22 protein-coding genes are annotated in these 20672 nt (G+C 67.9%); 13 read left to right on the forward strand and 9 right to left on the reverse strand.

From position 1 onward, the window contains the following. Nucleotides 1–55 precede the first annotated feature (55 nt). From F9278_RS27575 to F9278_RS27610, 9 genes are all read right to left on the reverse strand, one after another. Nucleotides 56–1417 (reverse strand): serine hydrolase domain-containing protein, encoded by a 1362-nt coding sequence (locus tag F9278_RS27575; protein ID WP_193241664.1) that lies wholly within the window; start codon nucleotides 1415–1417, stop codon nucleotides 56–58. Next, the gene (locus F9278_RS27580) at nucleotides 1414–2334 is read right to left on the reverse strand and encodes an aKG-HExxH-type peptide beta-hydroxylase (RefSeq protein WP_193241665.1); all 921 of its coding nucleotides are present in this window, start codon (nucleotides 2332–2334) and stop codon (nucleotides 1414–1416) included. Before F9278_RS27580 ends, F9278_RS27575 begins: the two co-directional genes overlap by 4 nt. A gap of 104 nt (nucleotides 2335–2438) precedes the next feature. Further along, the gene (locus F9278_RS46365; RefSeq protein ID WP_193241666.1) at nucleotides 2439–2588 is read right to left on the reverse strand and encodes a hypothetical protein; all 150 of its coding nucleotides are present in this window, start codon (nucleotides 2586–2588) and stop codon (nucleotides 2439–2441) included. Nucleotides 2589–2700: 112 nt separating this feature from the next. Further along, complete coding sequence (locus tag F9278_RS27585; RefSeq protein ID WP_152170711.1) at nucleotides 2701–3597, reverse strand: protein kinase domain-containing protein; 897 nt, start codon at nucleotides 3595–3597, stop codon at nucleotides 2701–2703. A gap of 11 nt (nucleotides 3598–3608) precedes the next feature. After that, on the reverse strand, nucleotides 3609–4253 hold the full coding sequence (locus tag F9278_RS27590; RefSeq protein WP_152170712.1) for a nucleoside/nucleotide kinase family protein: 645 nt from the start codon (nucleotides 4251–4253) through the stop codon (nucleotides 3609–3611). Further along, entirely contained in the window at nucleotides 4250–4978 is a 729-nt protein-coding gene (locus F9278_RS27595; protein ID WP_152170713.1) for a hypothetical protein, read from the reverse strand. The genes F9278_RS27590 and F9278_RS27595 overlap by 4 nt, the downstream gene beginning before the upstream one ends. Beyond that, nucleotides 4975–5616 (reverse strand): hypothetical protein, encoded by a 642-nt coding sequence (locus F9278_RS27600; protein ID WP_152170714.1) that lies wholly within the window; start codon nucleotides 5614–5616, stop codon nucleotides 4975–4977. Before F9278_RS27600 ends, F9278_RS27595 begins: the two co-directional genes overlap by 4 nt. Continuing rightward, nucleotides 5613–7502, reverse strand: a complete 1890-nt coding sequence (locus tag F9278_RS27605) for a radical SAM/SPASM domain-containing protein (protein ID WP_152170715.1) — start codon at nucleotides 7500–7502, stop codon at nucleotides 5613–5615. The genes F9278_RS27600 and F9278_RS27605 overlap by 4 nt, the downstream gene beginning before the upstream one ends. Before the next feature lie 34 nt (nucleotides 7503–7536). Beyond that, nucleotides 7537–7971 (reverse strand): NUDIX hydrolase, encoded by a 435-nt coding sequence (locus F9278_RS27610; RefSeq protein ID WP_141583828.1) that lies wholly within the window; start codon nucleotides 7969–7971, stop codon nucleotides 7537–7539. Nucleotides 7972–8695: 724 nt separating this feature from the next. On the opposite strand from F9278_RS27610, the gene F9278_RS27615 reads away from it, so the two are divergent. From F9278_RS27615 to ltrA, 13 genes are all read left to right on the forward strand, one after another. Then, nucleotides 8696–9934 carry a helix-turn-helix domain-containing protein gene (locus tag F9278_RS27615; protein WP_152170716.1) on the forward strand — a complete coding sequence of 413 codons (1239 nt, stop codon included), beginning with the start codon at nucleotides 8696–8698 and terminating at the stop codon, nucleotides 9932–9934. A 109-nt stretch (nucleotides 9935–10043) separates the two neighbouring features. After that, nucleotides 10044–10484, forward strand: coding sequence for a hypothetical protein (locus F9278_RS27620; protein WP_152170717.1), 441 nt, complete (start codon nucleotides 10044–10046; stop codon nucleotides 10482–10484). Continuing rightward, the gene (locus F9278_RS27625; RefSeq protein ID WP_152170718.1) at nucleotides 10484–10678 is read left to right on the forward strand and encodes a hypothetical protein; all 195 of its coding nucleotides are present in this window, start codon (nucleotides 10484–10486) and stop codon (nucleotides 10676–10678) included. The genes F9278_RS27620 and F9278_RS27625 overlap by 1 nt, the downstream gene beginning before the upstream one ends. Before the next feature lie 213 nt (nucleotides 10679–10891). Continuing rightward, nucleotides 10892–11896 (forward strand): hypothetical protein, encoded by a 1005-nt coding sequence (locus tag F9278_RS27630; protein WP_152170719.1) that lies wholly within the window; start codon nucleotides 10892–10894, stop codon nucleotides 11894–11896. A 100-nt stretch (nucleotides 11897–11996) separates the two neighbouring features. After that, nucleotides 11997–13499: an amino acid permease gene (locus tag F9278_RS27635; RefSeq protein WP_152170720.1), complete on the forward strand. Its 1503-nt coding sequence runs from the start codon at nucleotides 11997–11999 to the stop codon at nucleotides 13497–13499. Further along, nucleotides 13499–14923, forward strand: coding sequence for a glutamine synthetase family protein (locus F9278_RS27640; RefSeq protein ID WP_152170721.1), 1425 nt, complete (start codon nucleotides 13499–13501; stop codon nucleotides 14921–14923). Before F9278_RS27635 ends, F9278_RS27640 begins: the two co-directional genes overlap by 1 nt. A gap of 44 nt (nucleotides 14924–14967) precedes the next feature. Beyond that, on the forward strand, nucleotides 14968–15468 hold the full coding sequence (locus F9278_RS27645; protein WP_181811079.1) for a LuxR C-terminal-related transcriptional regulator: 501 nt from the start codon (nucleotides 14968–14970) through the stop codon (nucleotides 15466–15468). A gap of 425 nt (nucleotides 15469–15893) precedes the next feature. Further along, nucleotides 15894–16019 (forward strand): hypothetical protein, encoded by a 126-nt coding sequence (locus tag F9278_RS48240; protein WP_264300182.1) that lies wholly within the window; start codon nucleotides 15894–15896, stop codon nucleotides 16017–16019. A gap of 21 nt (nucleotides 16020–16040) precedes the next feature. Then, on the forward strand, nucleotides 16041–16139 hold the full coding sequence (locus F9278_RS48815; protein ID WP_404818949.1) for a phosphotransferase: 99 nt from the start codon (nucleotides 16041–16043) through the stop codon (nucleotides 16137–16139). 99 nt (nucleotides 16140–16238) lie between these two features. Next, entirely contained in the window at nucleotides 16239–16370 is a 132-nt protein-coding gene (locus F9278_RS48245) for a hypothetical protein (protein WP_264300183.1), read from the forward strand. A gap of 79 nt (nucleotides 16371–16449) precedes the next feature. Further along, nucleotides 16450–17505, forward strand: coding sequence for a phosphotransferase enzyme family protein (locus F9278_RS27655; RefSeq protein ID WP_226966978.1), 1056 nt, complete (start codon nucleotides 16450–16452; stop codon nucleotides 17503–17505). A gap of 171 nt (nucleotides 17506–17676) precedes the next feature. Then, complete coding sequence (locus F9278_RS27660; protein WP_226966979.1) at nucleotides 17677–18279, forward strand: hypothetical protein; 603 nt, start codon at nucleotides 17677–17679, stop codon at nucleotides 18277–18279. Nucleotides 18280–18884: 605 nt separating this feature from the next. Continuing rightward, nucleotides 18885–20660: a group II intron reverse transcriptase/maturase gene (gene ltrA / locus F9278_RS27665; protein WP_152169128.1), complete on the forward strand. Its 1776-nt coding sequence runs from the start codon at nucleotides 18885–18887 to the stop codon at nucleotides 20658–20660. The last annotated feature ends 12 nt before the right edge of the window (nucleotides 20661–20672 follow it).

Raw genomic sequence — 20672 nt, forward strand, 5'->3', positions numbered from 1 at the left:
TGCGGTGAGGCGAGCTGTCTTCCCACAGTTGACGTGCCTTCCCTGGATGAGGGAGTCAGTCTGGGCACCTGTGGTAGTGCAGCCCCGGGGCGCGATCGAGGTCGAGGACGAAACCCTCGAAATGCGCCTCGATGCGGCCCGTCGGCTTCGTCGGCAGCGTCAGCGTGTAGCCGTCCGCCGTGTACGTCGTGGGGCCGGTGGCTGTGAGAAGGTCTCGGGTGCCACGCCGCCACAGGTAGAGGGAGTCCCCACTGCGGGTGAGGCGTACCGTGCCTGGTACCTCTCCGCAGGCGTAGGTACCGATCGGCGCATGTGGCATCTCCTCGTCGCTGCTTCGGTCGTCCGCCGCCATAGCCCTCGACGAGGGCTGAGCGCGAAGGGCACGGGACAGGAGCTGACCGGGGTTGGTGCCAGAGTCGCGGGCGAGGTCGGCCATGACCGATGCGGCGACGTGGTCGGCGGCGATGTCGGAGTGGTTGGACAGGCAGACGATCCGGAGCCCGGTGCTGGTGAGAACGGTGGCAGCGGAGAAGCCCTGTTCGTGGCCGTAGTGAAAGACGGCGGTGCGGCCCGGGCGTGGATCGGCGTACAGCCCAGCTCCGTACGTGAATGGGGGGTGGTCGCTGGGCCGATAGCTGAGGTGTTGCTCCAACGGGAGCTGGTTGCCAGGCGCCGTCTGCCATTCGTGCCAAAGGTGGCCGAGCCAGCGGTCCAGATCAGTGACGGTGCACCACAGCGAGCCTGGGCCGGGCAGGGTGACGGGGCGTTGCTGGTGGGACCAGCCGGTGGCGGTGGGCTGGTAGCTGGACGCCGCGCCGGTGATGACCTCGCGCGGATCGCTCTTGAAGCGTGCGGAGGACATACCGAGCGGGGTGAAGACCTGTTGCTCGGCGATCTCCTGTAGCGGAGCGTCGTGGACGTGCGTGAGGATTTCCGCCAGGAGGAGATAACCGGTGTTGCTGTAGAGGAACCGGCTCGGTTCCACGGCTCGGTCGTGCTGGCGGTAGGCCAGTTGCAGCAGGTCGTCGGCTGTGTAGTGGTCGAGGTCACGGAAGCCGGCGAGGGAGAGCAGAGACTCGGCGTCGCGGATGCCGCCGTGGTGCTGGATGAGTTCGGCGACGGTCACGCCGGGGACTCGGAAGCGGGGCAGGAAGCTGTCCACGGCGCGGTCGAGCTGGAGGAGCCCGTCACGGGCGGCGCGCACACAGAGGTACGCGGTGATCTGCTTGGCGACGGAGCCGGCGTTGAAGGCGGTTTTCTCCGTGATGAGTGTGTCCAGTTCGAGACTGGCTGCTCCGGCGTGCGCCTGCATCGCCGGTTCGTCGGCTGGGTGGATGCGCAGGATGAGACCAGGTTCCGGTGTTCCGTCTGCGGGCTCGATGGCTGCGGAGGCTGTCAGGGAGGGGGAGTTGTTCACAGGCTGAGGGCCTCTTGGTGGACGGCGTGCAGACGTTGCCGCAGGCCGGGGTCGGAGATGAGGGAGAGCGCGTCGGCGTGGTCGTCGGCGGTCGTGGAAAGGAGTCCGCGTTGCTGGTCCAGGTAGGCGGCCAGGAAGCGGTGAAGGTCTCCGGTGGTCTCCTCCAGGAGACGGGCGGTGTAGATCATGGTCAGGGGGAAGGCCCAGCAGGCGTGCAGGAAGCCGAAGGCCGGGCGCATTGTCTTCTTCCATGGGGAGTGGAAGCGCGTCTCGTCGCTGATCTTGCAGGCGGTCGCGGACAGGGCGTCGTTGAGCCAGTTGTGGCCCGCCTCGTGGATGAGATCGCGGGCGAGGACGACGGGGTTGCCGACGTGGTCGCAGAAGATGGTGCCGGGCAGACGAGTGATGGTCCAACTGTCGAGGGTGTCGCCGAGCCTCTTGCGGCGCAGCAGACAGACGACGGCGGCGTGGTCTGCCAGCAGGGAGGCGAATCCGCTCCGGGCGCCGGTGGCGCACGCGGTGGCGACCAGTTCTCGTAGGGCTGGCGGGGCGGCGGTGGTGTCGGGGCCCAGCACGTAGTAGGGGGTCTCCGAGATCCCCGAGCGAGGCAGGTGTTCCAAGTCGGGGGCGACCACGACGCGCGGGCCGACGAGGGTGTGTGTGGACAGTGCCGGGGTGCCCGCGTCCGGGTGTGTGCCATACCAGTCGAAGACAGCGGCGTCGCGGGCTCGGGCGGCGGCTTCGGCACCTTCGAGGACGTGGTGGGCCAGGCAGTAGTCGACGGCCACCGCCGACGGCACCTCCGTCTCGGTCGGATGCTGAGTGGCGGACTGCATGAGGGTGCGGATCTGGCGGGCTCGGTCGCGGTGCAGGGTCCGGATCGGCGCGAACGAGAAGTCGATGGTGGGCGCGTCCACGAGGCGGGTCCTTCCGACGGGGTTGGGCCTGGGGCCGGACCAAGTGGTGGTCCGGCCCCAGGCAGTGCTCACCGGTGCTCTGCTGCCGGTGTGGTGCGTGGAGCTCAGGCCGCGTCGGAGCCCGTGGTGGCCTCGGTGGTCGGCCATCCCTCGGCGGAGACGCTGGAGGTGTGAGCGGTGGTGCGGACGGTCTTGTCCTCACCGCGCAGGTCGTCCACGGCGGCGAGGAAGGAGCTGATCCGGTCGTTCTCCATGAGAGTGCTCGTCCTTTCCAGACGGAGATGTTGGGGCCGTGCATTGGGTGGCACCGTGTGGTGCGGCGGCGAACGGGCGGTGGGCACCGCGGTCTCCTTCGAGCGGAGTGGGTCAGTGACCGCGCTGGGCCAGCGCGATGGCTGGGATGGCCGTCCGCCGGAGGGCGTCGCGCAGCTCGCTCATCGTCGGCCGGTCCTCCGGTGCGTGGGCGAGCGCCGCGGCGATCACTGGTTGGAGGGTGGTGGGGGCGGTGTCGAGCTGGGAGTGGCCGTGCCGAGGGATGTCAGCACACACAAAGCGGTAGACCAGGACCCCGAGGCTGAAGACGTCGGCGGCGGGGGTGGCGTGGTCGTAGGAGGCCGAGTACTCCGGCGGCCAGTGGACCTCCGGGCCGCGCCTGGCCGGCCCGCGCGGAGTGTCGACGCGACGGGAGGCTCCGAGATCGGTGATCAGTCCTTGGCCGTCGTGTACGAGTACGTTCTCCTGGTAGACGTCGCGGTGCACGATCCCGCGTTCGTGAAGGGTCCGCAGTCCTTCGGCGACGTCGGCCAGGATGCCCAGGCCGACGGCCACGTTCTCGCCGTGGCCAGCGGTGGCGGCTGCGAGTCTGGGCTGGAAGTTGCCGTCGGCGCAGTAGGGCATCGTGTACCAGTCGAACCGGTCGGTGCTGCCCTCCTCCAGCATTGGCACGACGTGGTCGGCATTCGTGGCGGCCCGGGCGGTGTCGATCTCGTGGCGGAAGTCCTCCCGGGTCAGAGCCCGTTCGGCCTCGGTCATTGCCGCGTACCAGTAGAACCCATAGGCAGCTCTGCGGTCGTCCTCGTCGAGTTCGGCCAAGACGTGATTGCCGCCGAAGCCGGCCTTGAGGACCATCGGAGCCGCACTGCCGTGGCTGACGAGCACCAAGGTGCTGGCTCGGGTGAACGAGAGCAGGTCGTGCACCTCCCACCCGTCGGAACGGACCTGGTCGAGAACCCAGGAAGCGGGATGCAGCGGATGAAGTCGCATGGGACGGCTCCTCACGTTCGGGTCGCTTGCGGGACGGCTGCACGCAGCCGGTCCATGCAGGCGGCGGCCAGTAGGTCGAGGTCGGACTCGGTGGCACACGAATGCCGCAGCACGGGCAGACCTGTCGCTTCGGACCACGAGGTGGCGGCCACCTCGTACAGCTCGGCGAGCCGGGCCGCGGTCGGCCGGTCCTCGCCGAACCGGCGCGGCGTGGACCGGCGTGACAGCCGGGCACGGCAGAGCTCAGGTGGGGTGGTCAGCAGCACGGTTAGCTCGGCCCGGGCCGCCCTCACTTCGGCCAGCTCCCGTACGCAGTCGGCGACAGGCCGATCGTGCAGGACAGCGAGCAGGCACGCCGTCGACAAGGTGAGTCTGTCGGCGATCAGCGGCCCGACGGACCTGGCCGGGACGAGATTGTGGCGCGCATGGAGCTCCAGATCGCGGCGGACGGCGGCCACCGCACGGTCGCTGTCCTGCGCCGGGCGACCGGCGCGCAGCCCGATGATGGTCCGGGTCGACTCCAGCGACAGCCACGAGAACTGGCCGATATGGCCGACCTGGATGCCCTCGGCCGCGGCCGAGGCCAGGAGCCGGTCACGCAACGTGCTCTTCCCCGCTCCGGCGATGCCTTCCAGGGCGAGTAACACGAGGCTCACTCCTCGGGCTTCTCAGCGATCAGCCAGCTGATGAACTTCGAGACCCGGCCTCCGGTCACCGGCTCGGTTCCGTGCGTGAGCTGGGAGCCGTAGAGCAGCGCAGCACCCGGCGCGGGGCTCACGTTCCACCGGGTGCGAGGCATCGCCGTGAACCAGTCGGCGGAGTGGTCCGCTCCGTCGTGGGCCAGCCACATGCCGTCCGCGTAGCCGTCTTTCCCGCCCTCCAGGCGTGCGCTCCAGAGGCGGTCGCTGGAGCAGCTCTCGACGTAGAACGCTCCGCCGGCCTCCGCCTCGCTGATCACGACACTGATCCCGGCGATCTGCCGTGGCCAGGCAAGCGGGTCGGGGGCGATGCCGTCGAGGTGGCCGGTGATGTGCTGGCCGGGACCGTACTCGACGTACGTCCAAGGACGGCAGGTGGTGATCGACGGCATGACACGCGACAACGCCGGGCGAGCGCGGTCGAAGGCGTGCTGCAGCAGCTCCTCGGCCTCGCCGGGTATCTGGCGGACCTCCACCCGTCCGGCCGGCTCGTACACGGCCATCGCCTGCTCCGTGGAGTGGCCGGGGATCTCGTGGATGGAGGTCGTCCGCCCTGTGTCGAAGTGGGCCGGCCCCTTGTCTGCGAGGAAGCCGCTCATCACGGTGGCGAGTCGGGCTCGCTCGTCGGCGTCGAGGAACCCCTCGACGCTGCCGACCGTGACAGTCTCGGCTATGTGGATCACGTGCCGCTCCTCCTCGTGTCGAGCACACGGCGGACGTCGTCCAGGCCGGTGCAGTGGTTGAGCCAACTGACCACGGGCTGGTGGGTGGTCACGGTCGGGTCGGCCCATAGGGCCAGGAGCTCGCCTGTCAGCGGCAGCTGCTCCGGACCAGGCAACGCCTCCCGCATGACCAGGACCTCGGCGAGCCCATCCAGCGCGGGGCACGGGGCGTCGTGCTGAGCGGCGAAGACCCGCCCGAGTCTGATGGCCGCCGCGTCCCCACAGACGCGTGGGAGCGTTTCAGCGGCGTCTGTTTGCCGGTATCCATGCCACTCGCTCTGAGCCCATCCGGCTGCCACGGCCGCGGACGCCGAGGCGATGTAGCAGGTGGCGCAGCATGTCCCGGTAGCGCCGGGACAAGGCCGGTGGTGATCCGGGAGCGTGGCGGCGACGTCACCGAGGGCGGCCCAGGCCGAGTCGGGCATCAGCTCGTCGACGGTGTGGCGGAGCCTGAGCGCCGCGACGCCGTGGTTGCAGCACGCCGGCCCTGGCTCCGGCGGCGGACCCGGCTGGAGTGCGGGCTCGATGAACAGGGCGTGGAAGTACACGATCCGCCCCAGTAACTGGTGAACGGTCTGCGTGTCCGCGGCGCTGATCACGCCAACACCTCCTCGACAGCGTCTGCGTCGGCTTGCGGTACCGGGCAGGAGCATCCGCCCTGTGCTGTGGGCCGCTCGCCGCGCAATGCCTCCGCGACGACCGCGGTGGCCGCGTCCACGGTGTCGAAGTACGCCGACCAGCCGTGGCCGGGAGTTGGCAGCAGCGCCAGGTCCAACACGGGGGTCGTCCGGCCCGTGGTCTCGCACTCCAGTTCGGCGCGCCCGATGACCACGCGCACCGACGGCGGTAGAACAGCGGCAACCACGGTGACCGCCCGGCACAGAGCGGCGGCGGTCGCGGCGTACTCGGCCGGGGTGCGGGGGAGAACGCCGACCCGGCGCTCGGCGGGCCGCAGTTCTAGGCCGGTGTATGAGTGCCCCTGGCAGCTGTCGTACGTGACCAGCTGCCAGTCCCGGGTGATGGCATCGACCAGGGGCCGGACCCCGGGCTCGATCGCCTCGTGCCACTGGGGATGGGCTGGGTCCAAGTCGTCAGCCTCGTGGATTCCCGGCAGACCGACGGTGTTGATGTTGCCGTGTGCGCTTGTGTGGACGCGTACCGGGGGCCTGAACGAGTCGGCCTGGTTCCAGCTGGTGAGGAAGGCGCTGACGTCGCACATGCTGTTCGGCGTCCGAGGGCGCCAGCGCGCTGTGCGGCACCAGGCACCTGCCGGATGAGCGGGTTGGGCGAGGAGTGCTGCGATGCCGTCGATCATCCGCATTCGGTAGTCGCAGTAGGCGTCCTGATCCCCGGACAGGTCGTAGCGCCACCGCGTGGCGACACAGCCGCCCCCGCACGTTGACCGGTAGTCGCAGGTGACGCACTTCTCCATCAGGGCCTTGCCCTGGTTCAGCAAGTTCGAGCCCTGCTGGGCCTTGACGACGTCGGATTCCACCGAGTTCTCGTCGAGAAGGGTGAGTCGGGCCTGCGGCCACGGAAGTTCGTCGCAACTGCCGAGCCGGCCGTCGGGATACAGAGTGAAGACGTGGTCGCACTTCATGTCGGAGAAGTGGCAGAAGCCGGTGCCCAGCCCGCGCAGCCGCCGGATGGTCGAGACTGCCGGTTCCAGCTTCACACGGCCGAAGTGACCGGCGCTGATCCAGTGGGCTGTCACGGCGAGTACGAACTCCGCGTAGTCGTGCGGCCTGATGGCCCAGCCAGGACCATCAGCGTTGGCCACGGCAGCCTGCTGGAGCAGACGGCTCGCCGGTACGCGGCGGCCCGTGACGGCTGTCGGGCGCCGGACCGTGGTGTCGAAGCAGGGAACGAAACTGACCGCGTTCACCGCCTCGAAGCCAACGAGGTGGTCGAGGACGGCCTCAGCGCGGCCGAGTACGGCGGGAGTTACCGCCGCGATCACCCCCACCTTCCGCCCGCGACTTCCCAGCAGTCGCAGGGCGTCGGTGACGCGCGGGTAGACGGGCTTGCCGTCGTAGCCGACCCGCCAGGCGTTGCCCCGGGCGTCGCCGTCCAGGGAGATGCCGATCTGCAGGCGCGGGTAGAGCGAGTCGAAGAGGTCCAGCCACTTCTCGTCCAGCAGCACGCCGTTGGTCTGTAGCGAGACGCGGACGACGTTGGGCTGTGCGGCCAGTTCACGGAGGACGTTGGCGATGTGGTCGCGGCCGGCGGTCAATGGCTCCCCGCCGTGCAGTTCGACTGCGAGGGGGCGCCCCCGGAAGAGCATGGCGAGCCGGTGCACCTGATCGGCGTCGATCCGGGCTCCTCCAGGGGCTTCCTTGCGTTTCTCGTAGCAGTACAGACAGTCGATGTCGCAGGTGTCACCGCGTAACTTCAGGATCACCGATACGGCGCTGGCGGTGTCCTCGGTGTCGAGTCCTCGGTACAGCTGGGCGATCGGGTCGTGCTGTTCGGTGGTGTGGCGCATCGGCTGCCTCCTGGGTGGCCGAGACCGGAAGGGATCAGTCGGACAGGCGTCCCAGCAGGGCCCCCTGGCCCGACTGGAGGATGTGGGCGGCCTCGAGCGGGACCCAGAAGCACTCGAAGTGCGTGGGCTCCTGTTCGCCGTCGTGGTCCTCCTGGCTGGCCCACCGTTCCGGCGTCGGCTCGGTCAGCTCCAGGTGGAAGACGTGGCGGCGCTGGATCTCGAACCGGTACGGACTGATGTCGTACTCGGTCTCGCCGAGCTTCCGTACGATCTTGAAGTCCTTCAGGCCGGTCTCCTCGCGGGCCTCGCGCAGGGCCGCCGCTTCCGGCGTCTCGCCCTCACGGATGCTGCCGGCCGGAACCTGGATGCCGACTTCCTCGTAGCTGTAGTCCGTGTGACGGAACACCAACAGCTTGCCGTCGCGTACGACGTAGCAGAGAACCTTGTCCTTGGTGACCTTCTCAGGCATGGGAACACCCTCTTCAACTCGTTGGAACCGGGCGTGAACTCGCAGCGCCCGAGGTCATGGCACACGGGCGTGTGACCGCCGTACAGCGGTCACTCGGTGCCTCGTGCGCGGACCCTGAGTCTAGATCTTGTGACTGGACGTCACGGCGCTCCCGAACCAGTCGAACTCGCGTGCGACGTACGGGAGTTGTGGCGCGAACCGGACCGCTCGGGGCGGTGGCTATGAGGAGAGACTTCCAGCTCCGTGCTGGCGCTGCGCGGACAGGTTGTCCGCAGGAATTTTTGGTGAACTCCGCTTATCCAAAGCTGAGTTGTGGTATTGACTCGGCGCTTACTGCTGCTGGTTCGTCGCTCAGGAAGAGGTGTATCCGTGGGTGTGGCCTTGGAGGGCGCAGGTGCATGGGAGAGTGGCGAGCAACCCGCCTGGTGGCCCGAGATGTCATCGCGGGCGGGAAGCGGCGCGGACAGTTTGTCCATAGGTTCTTCTTTGTGAGCTCTTGACGGCAGAGTTTCAATGGGATCCAGATTCTGGCCGGATTATCGCGTATTGCCCGCATTCGCTCCGGACCAGGAGGCTTTGCCGAGGTCCTGGATGTCGTACCAGCAGGCTTCGCCCGCTGATCGCGGCGCTTCCGGCTCTGTTAACACTTGGCGACTGCGGTCGCGGTCCAAGGCCTTTTCCGTACCCTGATCCGAGTGCTCCATCGCGAAGGGATGATCCACCGATGAGTGAAAACCTGACGCTGGGAGACCGTCTCCGTATAGCTCGCAGGACACGGAAGCTGTCTGCCGCCCAACTGGCACAGAAGGTGGCGGTCTCCCCGAGTTACGTGCAGAAGCTGGAGTCGGGCGCGCGCAAGGCCTCACCCTCGCTGGTCCTGGCGCTCGCGAAGGCACTGCGCTTCGGTCCTGAGGTCCTGACCGGCCAGCCGTACTACGGCGAGCCGGAGGCCGAGGACGGTGTGCACGCTGTCATCCCCGAGCTGCGTCGCCTCCTGCTTTGCTACGACAGCCCCGACGACCTCGACATCGCTCCCCGTGCGCTTCCGGTACTCGCGTCGGAGGTCGACCAGGTGGCCGCCCTGCGCCGCGACGCCCGGTACGCGCCGATGGGCCCCCTGCTGCCGCCGATCATCACCGAGCTGACGCATGTGGCCCTCGGCGGCGGCAACGGTGACCGTAGTAAGGCGTTCTGGCATCTGGCGCGCGCCTACCGTGCCGTGAACTCCTTGGCCCACAAGATGGGTCACCATGACCTCTCGAACACGGCGCTGGAGCGCGTCCGCTGGGCGGCCGACCACTCCGGCGACCCCCTGATGCAGTTCACGGCCGGCTACCTCGTCGCGGGAGCGATGCTCCGCCAGGGCGCGTACTCGCCGGCCCGTCGCAAGCTCCTCGCGCTGCGGACCGAGCTGGAGCGGCTCCAGCCGGAACGCTCCTTCACGGAGGACGCGCTGGCGGTCGACGGTGCGCTGCTGCTGAAGCTGGCCGTCCTCGAAGCACGTGAGAACAGCTCCGACCGTGCCGACGCGTACCTGCGGGAGGCGGAGCAGGTCGCGCGCATGGCGGGAAACCGGGACTCCCTGGCGTACGAGATGTCGTTCGGGCCGACAAACATCCGCATCCATGAGGTGCACGCGATGATCGATATGGGCGACACCGAGCAGGCCCTCGCCCGCCTCACCGAATGGTCGCCGGTCTCCGGTGGCGAGTGGTCGCCGCCCAGTACGACCGTCGGCGAGCGGTCAAGCCACCACTTCATCGACGTAGCCTCCGCGAAGCTCGCCTCGGGTGACCGGGACGGTGCCTTCGCGGATCTCAAGCGTGCTCGGAAGGTCGCGCCCAACCACACGCGGTTTCATCCGTCCGTTCGCGAGACCACCGCTGCGCTGCTCAGGATGGACGCGCACCCGTCCAACGAGCTCTCGGCCTTTGGTAGTTGGACAGGCATTAGCACAACCTGAGGTTGTGTCAAGGGCTTTGGTGAGCGGAGCCCACGGACAGACTGTCCGCGCAGGACACCTTGCTGAATGGAATGGTCTCTTCACACACAGTGGTGAGGAGGCCATTTCCATGTCCGACGACAATCCCGCAGCTCGCGCGATCCCGCCGCGCTGGATGCCCATCGGCGAGGAGCCCGAGCTGTGCTCGGCGGGGGAGTGGTGGGACGCCGTCCGCGCCGTGGAGGCCGTGGGCCGGCGCGCGATCGAGATCCTCGACGAGGGGGACGAACCGGTCGGCCCCGTGATTCTCGATCACGGAGGGCCGGAACCCCGCCTCTACTTCCTGGTTCCCGTGGGTACCGCGGCCCGCTGGGAGGAGCCGGGGACCGTCGCGCTGGGACAGAAATGTCACGTCGTCGTGCCGTCCGCGGAGAGCACGACGCCTCCGGGGATGTACTGGCACGTCTTCCCTCAAGGCCCGCGATCGCTGACGCGGCCCGATGCTCTGCGCCGCGCGCTGAGCCAGGCTCGCCGGGAGCGGCGAGGGCCTGCGGAGGAAGCGGCCTCCTGATGGCTCTGAGTATCTCCTTCGTGTTGTTGCTCGGCATCGTCGTGGTCGTTCTCATACGCAGCAAAACCGTGAAGCCCGGACCCGCGATCGTCTGCGTGCTCTTCGGGTTCTTCCTGTCGAGCACGTCCATGGCCCCGAGCATCAACCGGGCCATGACCGGTGTCGCCGACATGATCGGCAAGATTCGCTTCTAGGGAACCTGACTCGGCTTCCGAGTTCCCTTTTCCTGCTCGGCCGACGGTCCGCCCCAATCACTTCGCGGCCCCTTCCCCCCAATCTGCCTGAGGCCCCCCGATGACATTCACGTCCAGCTCGGAACGCACGTCACCTCGCACAGTCCGCACGCATCGGACGAACGGATCCGATCCCGCTCTTCAGCGGCGCCTCGTCCGCGCCGAGGGGCTCTGATGGGTCTCGTCTATCACCCGGCCGGCCATGACGACGACCTGCGCGTGGCCCTCGTCGAACTGCAGGCGGGGCGTTGGAAGCCGGCGCGGGATCTGCTGCGGAAGACGAGCACACACTGGGCACTGCGAACATCACGCACCCAGTTGATGGCCGTGGCAGCCGCCAGATCGGACGTGGTCGATGTCTGGCTCGCCGAGGAGCCGGGCAGCTACGACGCGCAGCTGATGGGTGTTCGTGTCGCCGTCGAAAGGGCGCTGCGCGGTCACCGTCAACAACACCCTCGGACCTTGGAGTTCGAGGCGAGGGCGCGACGTGCGGTGCTGCTGGCAGCTCGTCGTGCGCCACATGATCCCGTGCCATGGGTGTGTCTCGTGGCGCTGGCACAGATCGACACGCGCCAGCTGCGTCAGGAACACCGAGTGAGGCCCGAGGAGCCCATGCTGCCCAGTGGTCCGTGGGGGTTGCTGTACGAGGTCAACCGGCGTGATCCGTACAACCGCGAGGCTTACCACCGCGTGCTGCAGTTCATGCTCGCCCTTGAGGGGCCGCGGGGCGCTTCCTTGGCCGCGGTCTTCGACTTCGCCCGATCCGTGGCCTCACAGCGGCCCGTCGGATCGCCGTTGCTGCTTCTGCCTGCGTACGCGCAGATCGAGCAGCGTCGGCAGTCGCGGGCCGATCCGCTGTGGCGGCGGCAGTGGGCGCAGGAGTCGACGCTCGACTACACACTGATCGCCTTTCACGACTGGTTCCGCAAGGCGCCCGCCGTGCAGCTCTCGGTTGCCGATCTGAACCTCCTTGCTTATGCGTTGTGGGCAGGCCACCAGTACCTGGAGGCCGCCGAGGTGTTCGAGGCGACGGGCCCGTATGCCGCCCGCGAGCCGTGGGCGTCGGTGCACGACGGGGCTGCAGGGCCTGACCCCGGCGAGGCGCTGCTCCTGCGAGCGCGTGCCGAGTCCCTCTCATACGCCCGTACCCGTAGGCCGCGCGCCGGGCCGCACCCCTGATCGGCATCCGCTCCCAACAAAGCCTATTGGCATGAACCTGTCCATATCCCTGAGTTTTGGAGGCTGACCCGTGTCTCGCTTAAGTCCAAACCACCGTGCCATGTCCCGGAAGTCCGACGACGCGTACCTGCGGGAGCTGGGCTACGAACCCGTGCTGGCCCGGCGCATGGGGCCATTCGGGAACTTCGCGATCTCCTTCAGCGTCATCAGCGTCCTGTCCGGCTGCATGACCCTGTATGGCTTCGGCCTGAACACCGGCGGGCCCTCGGTGATGCTGTGGGGCTGGCTGGTCGTCGGCGCTATGGTGATGTTCATCGGCGCCGCACTCGCCGAGGTGACCTCCGCCTATCCGACCTCCGGGGCCCTGTACTACCAGGCAGAGCAACTCGGCGGGCGAAAATGGGGCTGGTACACAGGCTGGCTGAACCTGCTGGGTCTGCTCGGCGCGATCGCCGGCATCGATTACGGGGCCGCGCTGTTCACGGGCGCCTTCCTCAACCTGCAGTGGGGCTTCGAGCCGACACCCGGCAAGATCATGGTGATCTTCCTGTGCATCCTCGCCCTGCACCTCGCCCTGAACTTGTTCGGGGTCCGGCTGGTGAGCATCCTCAACAGCATCAGTGTCTGGTGGCACCTCGGCGGTGTCACGGTGATCGTCGGAGCACTGGCGATCGTGCCGTCCCACCACCAGTCCACCGACTTTGTGTTCGGTGAGTTCGTCAACAACACCGGCTGGTCCAGCCCCTTGTACGTGGCGGTGCTCGGTCTGCTGTTGGCCCAGTACACGTTCTGCGGTTACGACGCCTCCGCGCACCTGTCGGAGGAGACGACCGACGCCCAGATGTCCGCATCCCGCGGGATTGTCCACGCGATCGGTTGGTCGTGGCTGGCCGGGTTCGTCCTGCTGGCCGGGCTCACGTTCGCGATCCAGGACTACGCGGGCACCGTGGGCACGGCGACGGGGGTGCCGCCGGCGCAGATCTTCCTGGATGCCCTGGGCGTGGCGGGGGCGAAGGCGCTGCTCCTGGTGGTGATCATCGCGCAGTTGTGCTGTGGCAGCGCCGAGACCGCCGCGGCCAGCCGGATGGTGTTCGCGTTCTCTCGTGACGGGGCGCTGCCGGGCTCGCATCTCTGGCGGCAGGTCGACCGTCGCACTGGTACTCCGCGCCTGGCCGTGCTGCTGGCGGTCGTGTGCGCCGCCGTGCTGGCCCTGCCGAGCCTGTACAGCCCGGTCGCGTACGCGGCGATCACCAGTATCAACGTGGTCGGCATCACCCCGGCGTACGCGATCCCGATCTACCTGCGTATCAAGAACCGGGACCGCTTCCGGCCCGGCCCTTGGAACCTCGGCAACTGGGGCGTGGCTGTCGGCACAATCGCCGTTGTCTGGGTTGTGTTCGTGACGGTGCTGTTCTGTCTGCCGCAGACACGGCCCGCCGGCGGCGGCCTGGTGTCCGTGGAGACCTTCAACTATGCGCCGATCGCTCTGCTCGTTGTCCTGGCCCTCGCCTGGGGGTGGTGGCGGAAGCAGGGTGACTCTTACGAGGTCCCGGTTCAGAACTTCGATGGCTCGGCGGCTGCATACGAAAAGGATGTCGTGTGATGACGGGGACCCTCACAGACGGCCTGGGGGCGCACCGTGTTGCAGCGGTCTCGGCCGAGGGCAGCCGCTCAGAGAATGGGTTCTCGCTGTCCGACCTGCGCAGTCTCGTTAAGGCGGGCACGGTCGACACGGTGCTGCTGGCCCTTCCCGATCTGCAGGGAAGGCTGAAGGGCAAGCGGTACGACGCCGGTCACTTCCTCCAGCGCGTCGCGCATCACGGCGCGGAGGTGTGTGCCTACATCCTGGCTACCGACGTCGACATGAGCACGGCGGACGGCTTTGAACTGACCTCGTGGGAGACCGGCTATCAGGACCTGACGGTGCGGCCGGACCTGGCGACCCTGCGTATCGTGCCGTGGATGCCGCGTACCGTCGTCGTGCTCGGCCACGCCGTACACGAGTGCGGCACCCCCATCGGGATCGCGCCCCGCCAGATCCTGCAGCATCAGCTGGCTCGGTTGGCCCGGCACGGCCTGCACGCCAAGACGGGGATCGAGACCGAGTTCGTCCTCTACAAGGGGACCTACACGGATGCTGAGCAGGCCGGATACCGGGCCCTGCAGCCCCTGTCGACGGAGAATTTGGACTACTCCCTCGACCACGATCCAGTCTCCGACCGGTTCTTCCGCCGCCTGCACCGTGCGCTCGCCGGGGCCGGCATGCCCGTCGAGGCGATCAAAACCGAGGCGGGCCCCGGCCAGGTCGAGGTGACCTTCCCCTACGGGCCCGCACTGGCCGCCTGCGACCAGCACCTGCTGTTCAAGCACGCCGTACGAACCCTGGGCCAACGGGCCGGACTGACACCGACGTTCATGGCAGCCCCGGAGACCGGCCGGGCCAACGGCATGCATCTGCATGTGTCGCTGTGGTCGAAAAACCTCAGCCAACTCCACGCCCCCGAGGATGAGTTCGAGCCTTCCCCGACCGGAAGGTACGCGATTGCCGGCCTGCTCGCCGGCCTGCCGGAGCTGGGCCCGTTCTACGCGCCGAACGTCAACTCCTACAAGCGGTTCACACCTGGCTCGTTCGCCCCGACCACTGTCAGCTGGGGACGGGACAACCGTACGTGTGCCGTCCGCGTCGTCGGCCGTGGTGAAGGACTCCATCTGGAGATCCGGGTACCGGGCGCCGACGCCAACCCGTACCTGGCCCTGGCCGCGGTCCTGGCGGCCATGGATCACGGCATCGAACACCGGCTGCCCCTCGAAGCCGAAGAGATGGGCAACGCCTACCGCGCAGGCGGCGCCCCTCTGCCCACCACCCTCACCGATGCCCTGTCGTCCTTCGAGAACAGTGCCTTCGCGCGCACGGCGTTCGGCGATGACGTCATAGAGCATCGCGCCCGGCTCGCCCGCCTGGAACTCGACCACGACCAGCGGACGGTCACCGATGCCGAGCGGCGGCGATGGCTGACCCGCGCCTGATCACGACAACTACTTCACCGAGAAAAGAAGGGACGTACAACCCCGTGAGTGCACGATCGGCACGCCCGTCGACGACACTTCTCGATCTGGCGCCCGCCCAGGTGCGGATCGCCAAGAAGATCGCGGAGGGCAAGTCCACCGAAGCGATCGCCTCCGACTTGGCCATCACCCAAGGCACGATCCGTATACAGGTGAGGCACTGCGGTCAGAAGCTCGGAGTCAGCGGTCGGCCCGCCGTCGTCCACGCCTGCTACGTGACGGGGAAACTCACACGCCCCGAGAAAACCTCCTCGCCCGGCGCATTCTCACCGGAGGAGATCGAGACCTGGCGGGCCGTCGCCGTAGGCGCAACCCCGCAGAGCTACGCCGATCGCGCCCGCATCAGCCGCGCCGAAGCCTTGCGGCGGATCAAAGCGCTGCGCGAGCGCGTCAGGGCGGACAACGACCCGCACCTCGTGACGCTCGGCTGGACATACGGCGTCCTCGACGAGTCTCTCGTCGAGATGGCCTCCGGCACGGTCCTACGTGCTGCCGCCTCCGTATGACCAGTTCAGGGGACATTGTCAGTGGCCCCCGGCAGACTACCCACCCACGACAGGACACCGAATGCATCCGAACCGTCACCCATCGTGGTGTGGTTGGAGGGCTCGGCGAGCGGAAGGGCGCACTGTGACCGACATGCCCAGCGCACTCCACCACCTGGTGGAGTCGGTGACCGATACGTACACGGTGGTTGCCGAGCACCCTAGGCCCGGCGACATCCGGCCTTCCGTCTGGGAAATCAACGGGCCTGACTGCGAGAGGTGGTTCGGGAAGCTCCACGTGGGCCCGAAGTTCCACCCCCGCGAGGTGACCGCGTACCAGAAGTGGACCGTGGCCGTGGGCGCCAGCCGTGCACCCGAGCTGGTTGCCGCAGACACGCAGACGAGCACTGTCCTGATCACCGCCGTGCCCGGGACGCGGTCTCGACATGCTGCGCCTGCCGGCCGAGCAGGAACGGGCTGCCTACGAGCAGGCCGACGAGCTGATGCCAGCAGCGACGGAGGAGGCGTGGGACGAGGCGGTCGCCCAACTGCTGGACCGTACGGCGGCATAGGCGCCGGAGCACGACCTCGCGATGGTGCGCACGCTCGCCGAGGAAGCTCCTCCGAGCCTGCCCCAGGTATCCCAACACGGCGACTACATGCCCAAGAACTGGATGTGGGACGAGAGCTAGCAGCGGCTGCGGGTCATCGACTCCCAAAGGGCCGAGCTTCGGCCCGCCGCCAGTCGGCCCGCAGAGGAGGAATTCGCCACGTGCCGGTCGTACGCGGCCGTGGATGCGCTGGACGCCCTGTGCTGGGGGATCAAGCACCACGACTTCGGGCTCGTCGACGAGGCGCACCTGACGCTGGACAACCTGCGCCGGGAGAAGGCAACGCGCCTGTGGGGCGGGCGAGTTTCATGAACACCATGCCCAGGACTGACTTTTTCGGCTCACGCGTCCTCGTCGCCCGTCGGCTCTCCTCGGCGTCCCGGTGGCCGGCATGAGCGAAGCCGACGAGGACGAAGCATTGACGGCAGACGTGCTGGGGGAGCGGTACGGAATCGTCGTACAGGTGGTCGAGCCCGTGCACATGGGCACCGACACGATCAATCGACGAGTCCTGACCGAGGACGGAGCCCGGCTCTTCGTCAAGGAGTACCACTCGGATGCGGACGTGGAAGCGGCCCGCACCGCGTGGGACATGTCCGAGTACTGCCGGGCAGCCCGGCTCCCCGTTCCAAGGATCTGGCCCGACCTGAACGGCAACCTCATCACGATCGCGGAGGGCAGTGCCTGGGCGGTGGTCGACGAGGCGCCCGGACGCGTGACCACGTCGGCGATGACGGTGGAACTCGCCGAGCACATCGGCACGGTGATGGGACGCATGCACCGAGTGCTCGCCGCCTACCCGATGCCGAGAAGGGTGCAGCAGTCCCGCTGGCGTACCGGCACGGTGGACGATGCTCTCGCCCAGGCCGACCGGGTCCTGACCAAGGCCCTGTGGCAGGGGCACGAGAATCCCGAGCGTCTCCGTGCCGACCTCGACCAGCGTCGGGAGGACCTGCACGAGCATGTCCACCGGCTGCGCGACCACCTGCCCAGCGAGCTGGTGGAACAGGCACTACATGCGGATTTCACCCGCACCAACCTGGTCGTCCTCGCCGACGCCGTCACGGGTGTTATCGACTTCCGGGGCGCGAGCGGCATGCCGGCCTGGGAGCTGGGCCGGGCCGCATTCGACCCGCGCACCGTAGCCACGAGCCCGCAATGGGACGCCTGCGCGTTGGCGATGGTGAGCGCCTACCACGCCGAAAACCCAAGTCTTCCGTCTGCGGATGTGCGCGCCTGCGCGCGGGCCGCGCTGCTGTACACGCTCTTCAGCTTCTACGGCGCCACGACCAGCGAGTACGACCTGCACCCCGAAGCAGAGACGGACCTGAAGCGGTACTGGAGCGAGAAGCAGACGACCATCCGCCGCCTGCTGAACAGTCTCCCGGATATTGAGGACGCCTTCGCCGACCTCCTTCCAGACGCAGGACCCGCACGCGGCTTCTGACCGACAACACCTGCACATCGTGCCGAGGAGCGGTCCGGACCGGCCGCACCTGTCAGACCGACCAAAGGGGGATCTCTCCATGAACGGACCGAACTTGCCACCCAAGGGAGGAGGACCGTACTCCGTGCTGGCCGACGCCGAACACAACACGGCAAACCGGACGACAAGGGGATGGAAGCGCCGGTGACGACCACACCGAAAACCGATTCCCTGACCAGCCCGTCCGCCGAAGCGCAGGAAGCGGGCGCGGACGAGGAACTGAAGTTCAGCATCCCTGGTGACCGCCGGATCGCGGCGGCCAACGCCATCACCAGCCGCGCCATGGCCCGCCGCCTGCCACAGCTGATCCGCCGGGCCCTCGCCTTGGGCTGGCAGGTCGACCGCACCGCGGTGATCGCGCTGATGGCGGTCCAGGTCCTGTCGGGCGTGCTGGAGGCGTTCGGGCTGATGGCCACCACGGGAGCGATCAAACCGCTGATCGCCTCCGAGCACATCAGCAGAGAAGAAATCCTCGCCGCCGCCCCGTCGTTGGCTCTCCTGACCGGGGCCATCGGCGCACGCGCACTGCTGGGCATCGCCTCCACCGCGCTGTCGGCGCGGCTTTCTCCCCGCATCTCCCGGGAGGCGGAGCTCAAGCTGCTCGACGCCGCGACCCAGGCGGAGCTGGCCGCCTACGACAACCCTGGGTACAACGACCGGTGGGGTGCGACACGAAGTCGCACGAGTATGAGTGAACTACCTGAAGGAGGGCGGCAGTTGTTGTCGACAGGATAGTTCCGGGCCAGTGCTCAGGGCCCGTCCCCACTCCGGCATGCGCCGCTGGTAACGGCGGGGTGTGAAGCCCGGAGGAGACGCCCAAGGACTCCCGTTCCATCCGGGAGTTACCGGCAAGGGGAAGACCGGACGGGTGAACGCGAGTGAACCCCTGATGATGCTTCGTGATCGTTGGGCCCCGCCGATGGGATGGTCCAGCGGGGTGCAGGACTGGCCGCTGAGAAGCGGCAGGCGCCGGCTGAACACCCATCGTCAGCCGGGAGAGCACCGCCGTCCCGGAGTTTAGGGGGCACCCACCCCGGTCGTATCTCACTCGTGTGGAACGTGGAAACCCCGTTGGGGTCCGGCGCCGGAAGACGCCGGTCAGCCGACCGTAAGGAAGGCTCAACTCCCCAGCGGGAACAGGATGACCCAAGAAGCCAATGCCGGTGGCCGAAAGGCAGCGGGAAACCGGAGCACATGGCCAGCGCCTCCGTTGGTCGCCCTGGATAACCGGCCGGATACGGGCGCTCTGCCCGGACCCGAAAGGGTGCTGACGTGGGTCAGGTGGGCCTGTGGAGAACCGATGATCATCAGCACCGGAACCGAAGGACAAGTTGGACGCCATGACGACTGGAACCTCCCGGGCGCATGCCGTCCTGGGCGACAGCGGCGCGGTGAACGGACCGGAGGGCGGCCCCACCGACTGGCAGTCGATCGACTGGCACAAGGCGGAGGAGGAAGTACGGCGGCTGAGGCAGAGGATCTTCACGGCATCACAGGCAGGGGACCTCAAGAAGGTCCGCAATCTCCAGAAACTGATGCTCCGTTCCCGCTCCAACACGCTGCTGAGCGTGCGGCGGGTGACGGAGATCAACGCTGGCCGCAAGACGGCCGGGGTCGACGGGAGGGTCGTCCTGCTGCCCCAGGGCAAGGCCGAGCTGGCCGACTGGATGCAGCATCGGGCGACACTCTGGAAGCCCCGGCCCGTCAAGCGGGTGTTCGTGCCGAAGGCAGGCGGCCGTCAGCGCGGACTCGGGATCCCCGTGATCATTGACCGGTGTCTTCAAGCCGTGGCGGTGAACGCGCTGGAGCCCGAGTGGGAGGCACGGTTCGAGCCGAGGTCCTATGGATTTCGGCCCGGCCGTGGCTGCCATGACGCGATCGGAGTGATCTTCCTCGTCGTCAAGGGCAAGAACCCGAGACGGCAGTGGATCCTTGACGCGGATCTGGCGGCGGCATTCGACCGCATCGACCATGACCGCCTCCTGGCCGCTCTCGGCCACTTCCCCGCCCGGGGACTGGTCAAGCAGTGGATGAAGGCGGGTGTGCTCGATCGCGGGCGGCTGTCCCCGACCGAGGAAGGGGTCCCGCAAGGCGGGATCATTTCTCCTGTGCTGATGAACGTGGCCCTGCACGGAATGGAAGCGGCCGCCGGAGTCCGCTACCAGCTCACCGGTGTTGGTGCCGGGGAGCTGAAAGAGGGCTCGCCGAGTCTGGTCAGGTACGCCGATGATCTTGTGACGCTCTGCCACAGCCGTGGCGAGGCCGAGCAGGTCAAGGAACGGCTTGCCGGGTGGCTGGCGCCCAGGGGCCTTGCCTTCAACGAGGACAAGACACGCATCGTGCACCTCGACGAGGGCTGTGACTTCCTGGGATTCACCATCCGCCGTTACCACGGCGTGCTGCTGATCAAGCCGAGCAAGGCGGCCGTGCGACGGATCCGGGCACGGCTCACCGCCGAAGTGCGGGCTCTTCGGGGCCAGAACGCGACGGCGGTGATCGCCAAGCTCAACCCCATCATCCGGGGCTGGGCTGCCTACTACCGGGGCGTGGTGTCCAGCGAGATCTTCACCGCGCTGGACAACCACGTGTGGAAACTGGTCTACAAGTGGGCCAGGCACACCCACCCGAACAAGTCGAGGGGCTGGGTCGCCGCTCAGTACTTCGGCCGGTTCAACCGCTCCAGGCAGGACCGGTGGGTCTTCGGCGACCGGGCCTCCGGCCGCTATCTCACCAAGTTCTCCTGGACGAAGATCGTCAGACATCAGCTGGTCGCCAAGGGCGCGTCTGTGGACGATCCCGCGCTGGCCGACTACTGGGCCTCCCGGCGCCACAGGAACAAACCGCCGCTGAGTCCGTACGGACTACGCCTGCTCCAGGCGCAGCACGGACGGTGTTCCCTCTGCGGGGACCTCCTTCTGCACGCCGACCGGCAGCCGCAAAGCCCCCAGGAATGGGAGCAGTGGCTGCGGGTGACCCGGATGGCGGTGCGGAGCAATGCACTCACCGTCACCCCGGACGGAGACCAGTCCGACGATCACGTCGCATTCCAAATGATCCACACCCATTGTCACCGTCGACGCGGCGGCAGGGGCCCGGCGACTCCGGGGGCCTCGTGAGCCTTCAGGGCC

It is taken from the genome of Streptomyces phaeolivaceus (genome assembly GCF_009184865.1).
Taxonomy (GTDB): Bacteria; Actinomycetota; Actinomycetes; order Streptomycetales; family Streptomycetaceae; genus Streptomyces; species Streptomyces phaeolivaceus.

Coding starts and splice junctions, on each gene's coding strand:
- F9278_RS27655 (WP_226966978.1), top strand. CDS start 16,450: ATGAGCGAAGCCGACGAGGACGAAGCATTGACGGCAGACGTGCTGGGG.
- F9278_RS27640 (WP_152170721.1), top strand. CDS start 13,499: ATGACGGGGACCCTCACAGACGGCCTGGGGGCGCACCGTGTTGCAGCG.
- F9278_RS27625 (WP_152170718.1), top strand. CDS start 10,484: ATGGCTCTGAGTATCTCCTTCGTGTTGTTGCTCGGCATCGTCGTGGTC.
- F9278_RS27635 (WP_152170720.1), top strand. CDS start 11,997: ATGTCCCGGAAGTCCGACGACGCGTACCTGCGGGAGCTGGGCTACGAA.
- ltrA (WP_152169128.1), top strand. CDS start 18,885: ATGACGACTGGAACCTCCCGGGCGCATGCCGTCCTGGGCGACAGCGGC.
- F9278_RS27660 (WP_226966979.1), top strand. CDS start 17,677: ATGGAAGCGCCGGTGACGACCACACCGAAAACCGATTCCCTGACCAGC.
- F9278_RS27620 (WP_152170717.1), top strand. CDS start 10,044: ATGTCCGACGACAATCCCGCAGCTCGCGCGATCCCGCCGCGCTGGATG.
- F9278_RS46365 (WP_193241666.1), bottom strand. CDS start 2,588: ATGGAGAACGACCGGATCAGCTCCTTCCTCGCCGCCGTGGACGACCTG.
- F9278_RS27615 (WP_152170716.1), top strand. CDS start 8,696: ATGAGTGAAAACCTGACGCTGGGAGACCGTCTCCGTATAGCTCGCAGG.
- F9278_RS27605 (WP_152170715.1), bottom strand. CDS start 7,502: ATGCGCCACACCACCGAACAGCACGACCCGATCGCCCAGCTGTACCGA.
- F9278_RS27585 (WP_152170711.1), bottom strand. CDS start 3,597: ATGCGACTTCATCCGCTGCATCCCGCTTCCTGGGTTCTCGACCAGGTC.
- F9278_RS48815 (WP_404818949.1), top strand. CDS start 16,041: ATGGTGCGCACGCTCGCCGAGGAAGCTCCTCCGAGCCTGCCCCAGGTA.
- F9278_RS27610 (WP_141583828.1), bottom strand. CDS start 7,971: ATGCCTGAGAAGGTCACCAAGGACAAGGTTCTCTGCTACGTCGTACGC.
- F9278_RS48240 (WP_264300182.1), top strand. CDS start 15,894: ATGCTGCGCCTGCCGGCCGAGCAGGAACGGGCTGCCTACGAGCAGGCC.
- F9278_RS27630 (WP_152170719.1), top strand. CDS start 10,892: ATGGGTCTCGTCTATCACCCGGCCGGCCATGACGACGACCTGCGCGTG.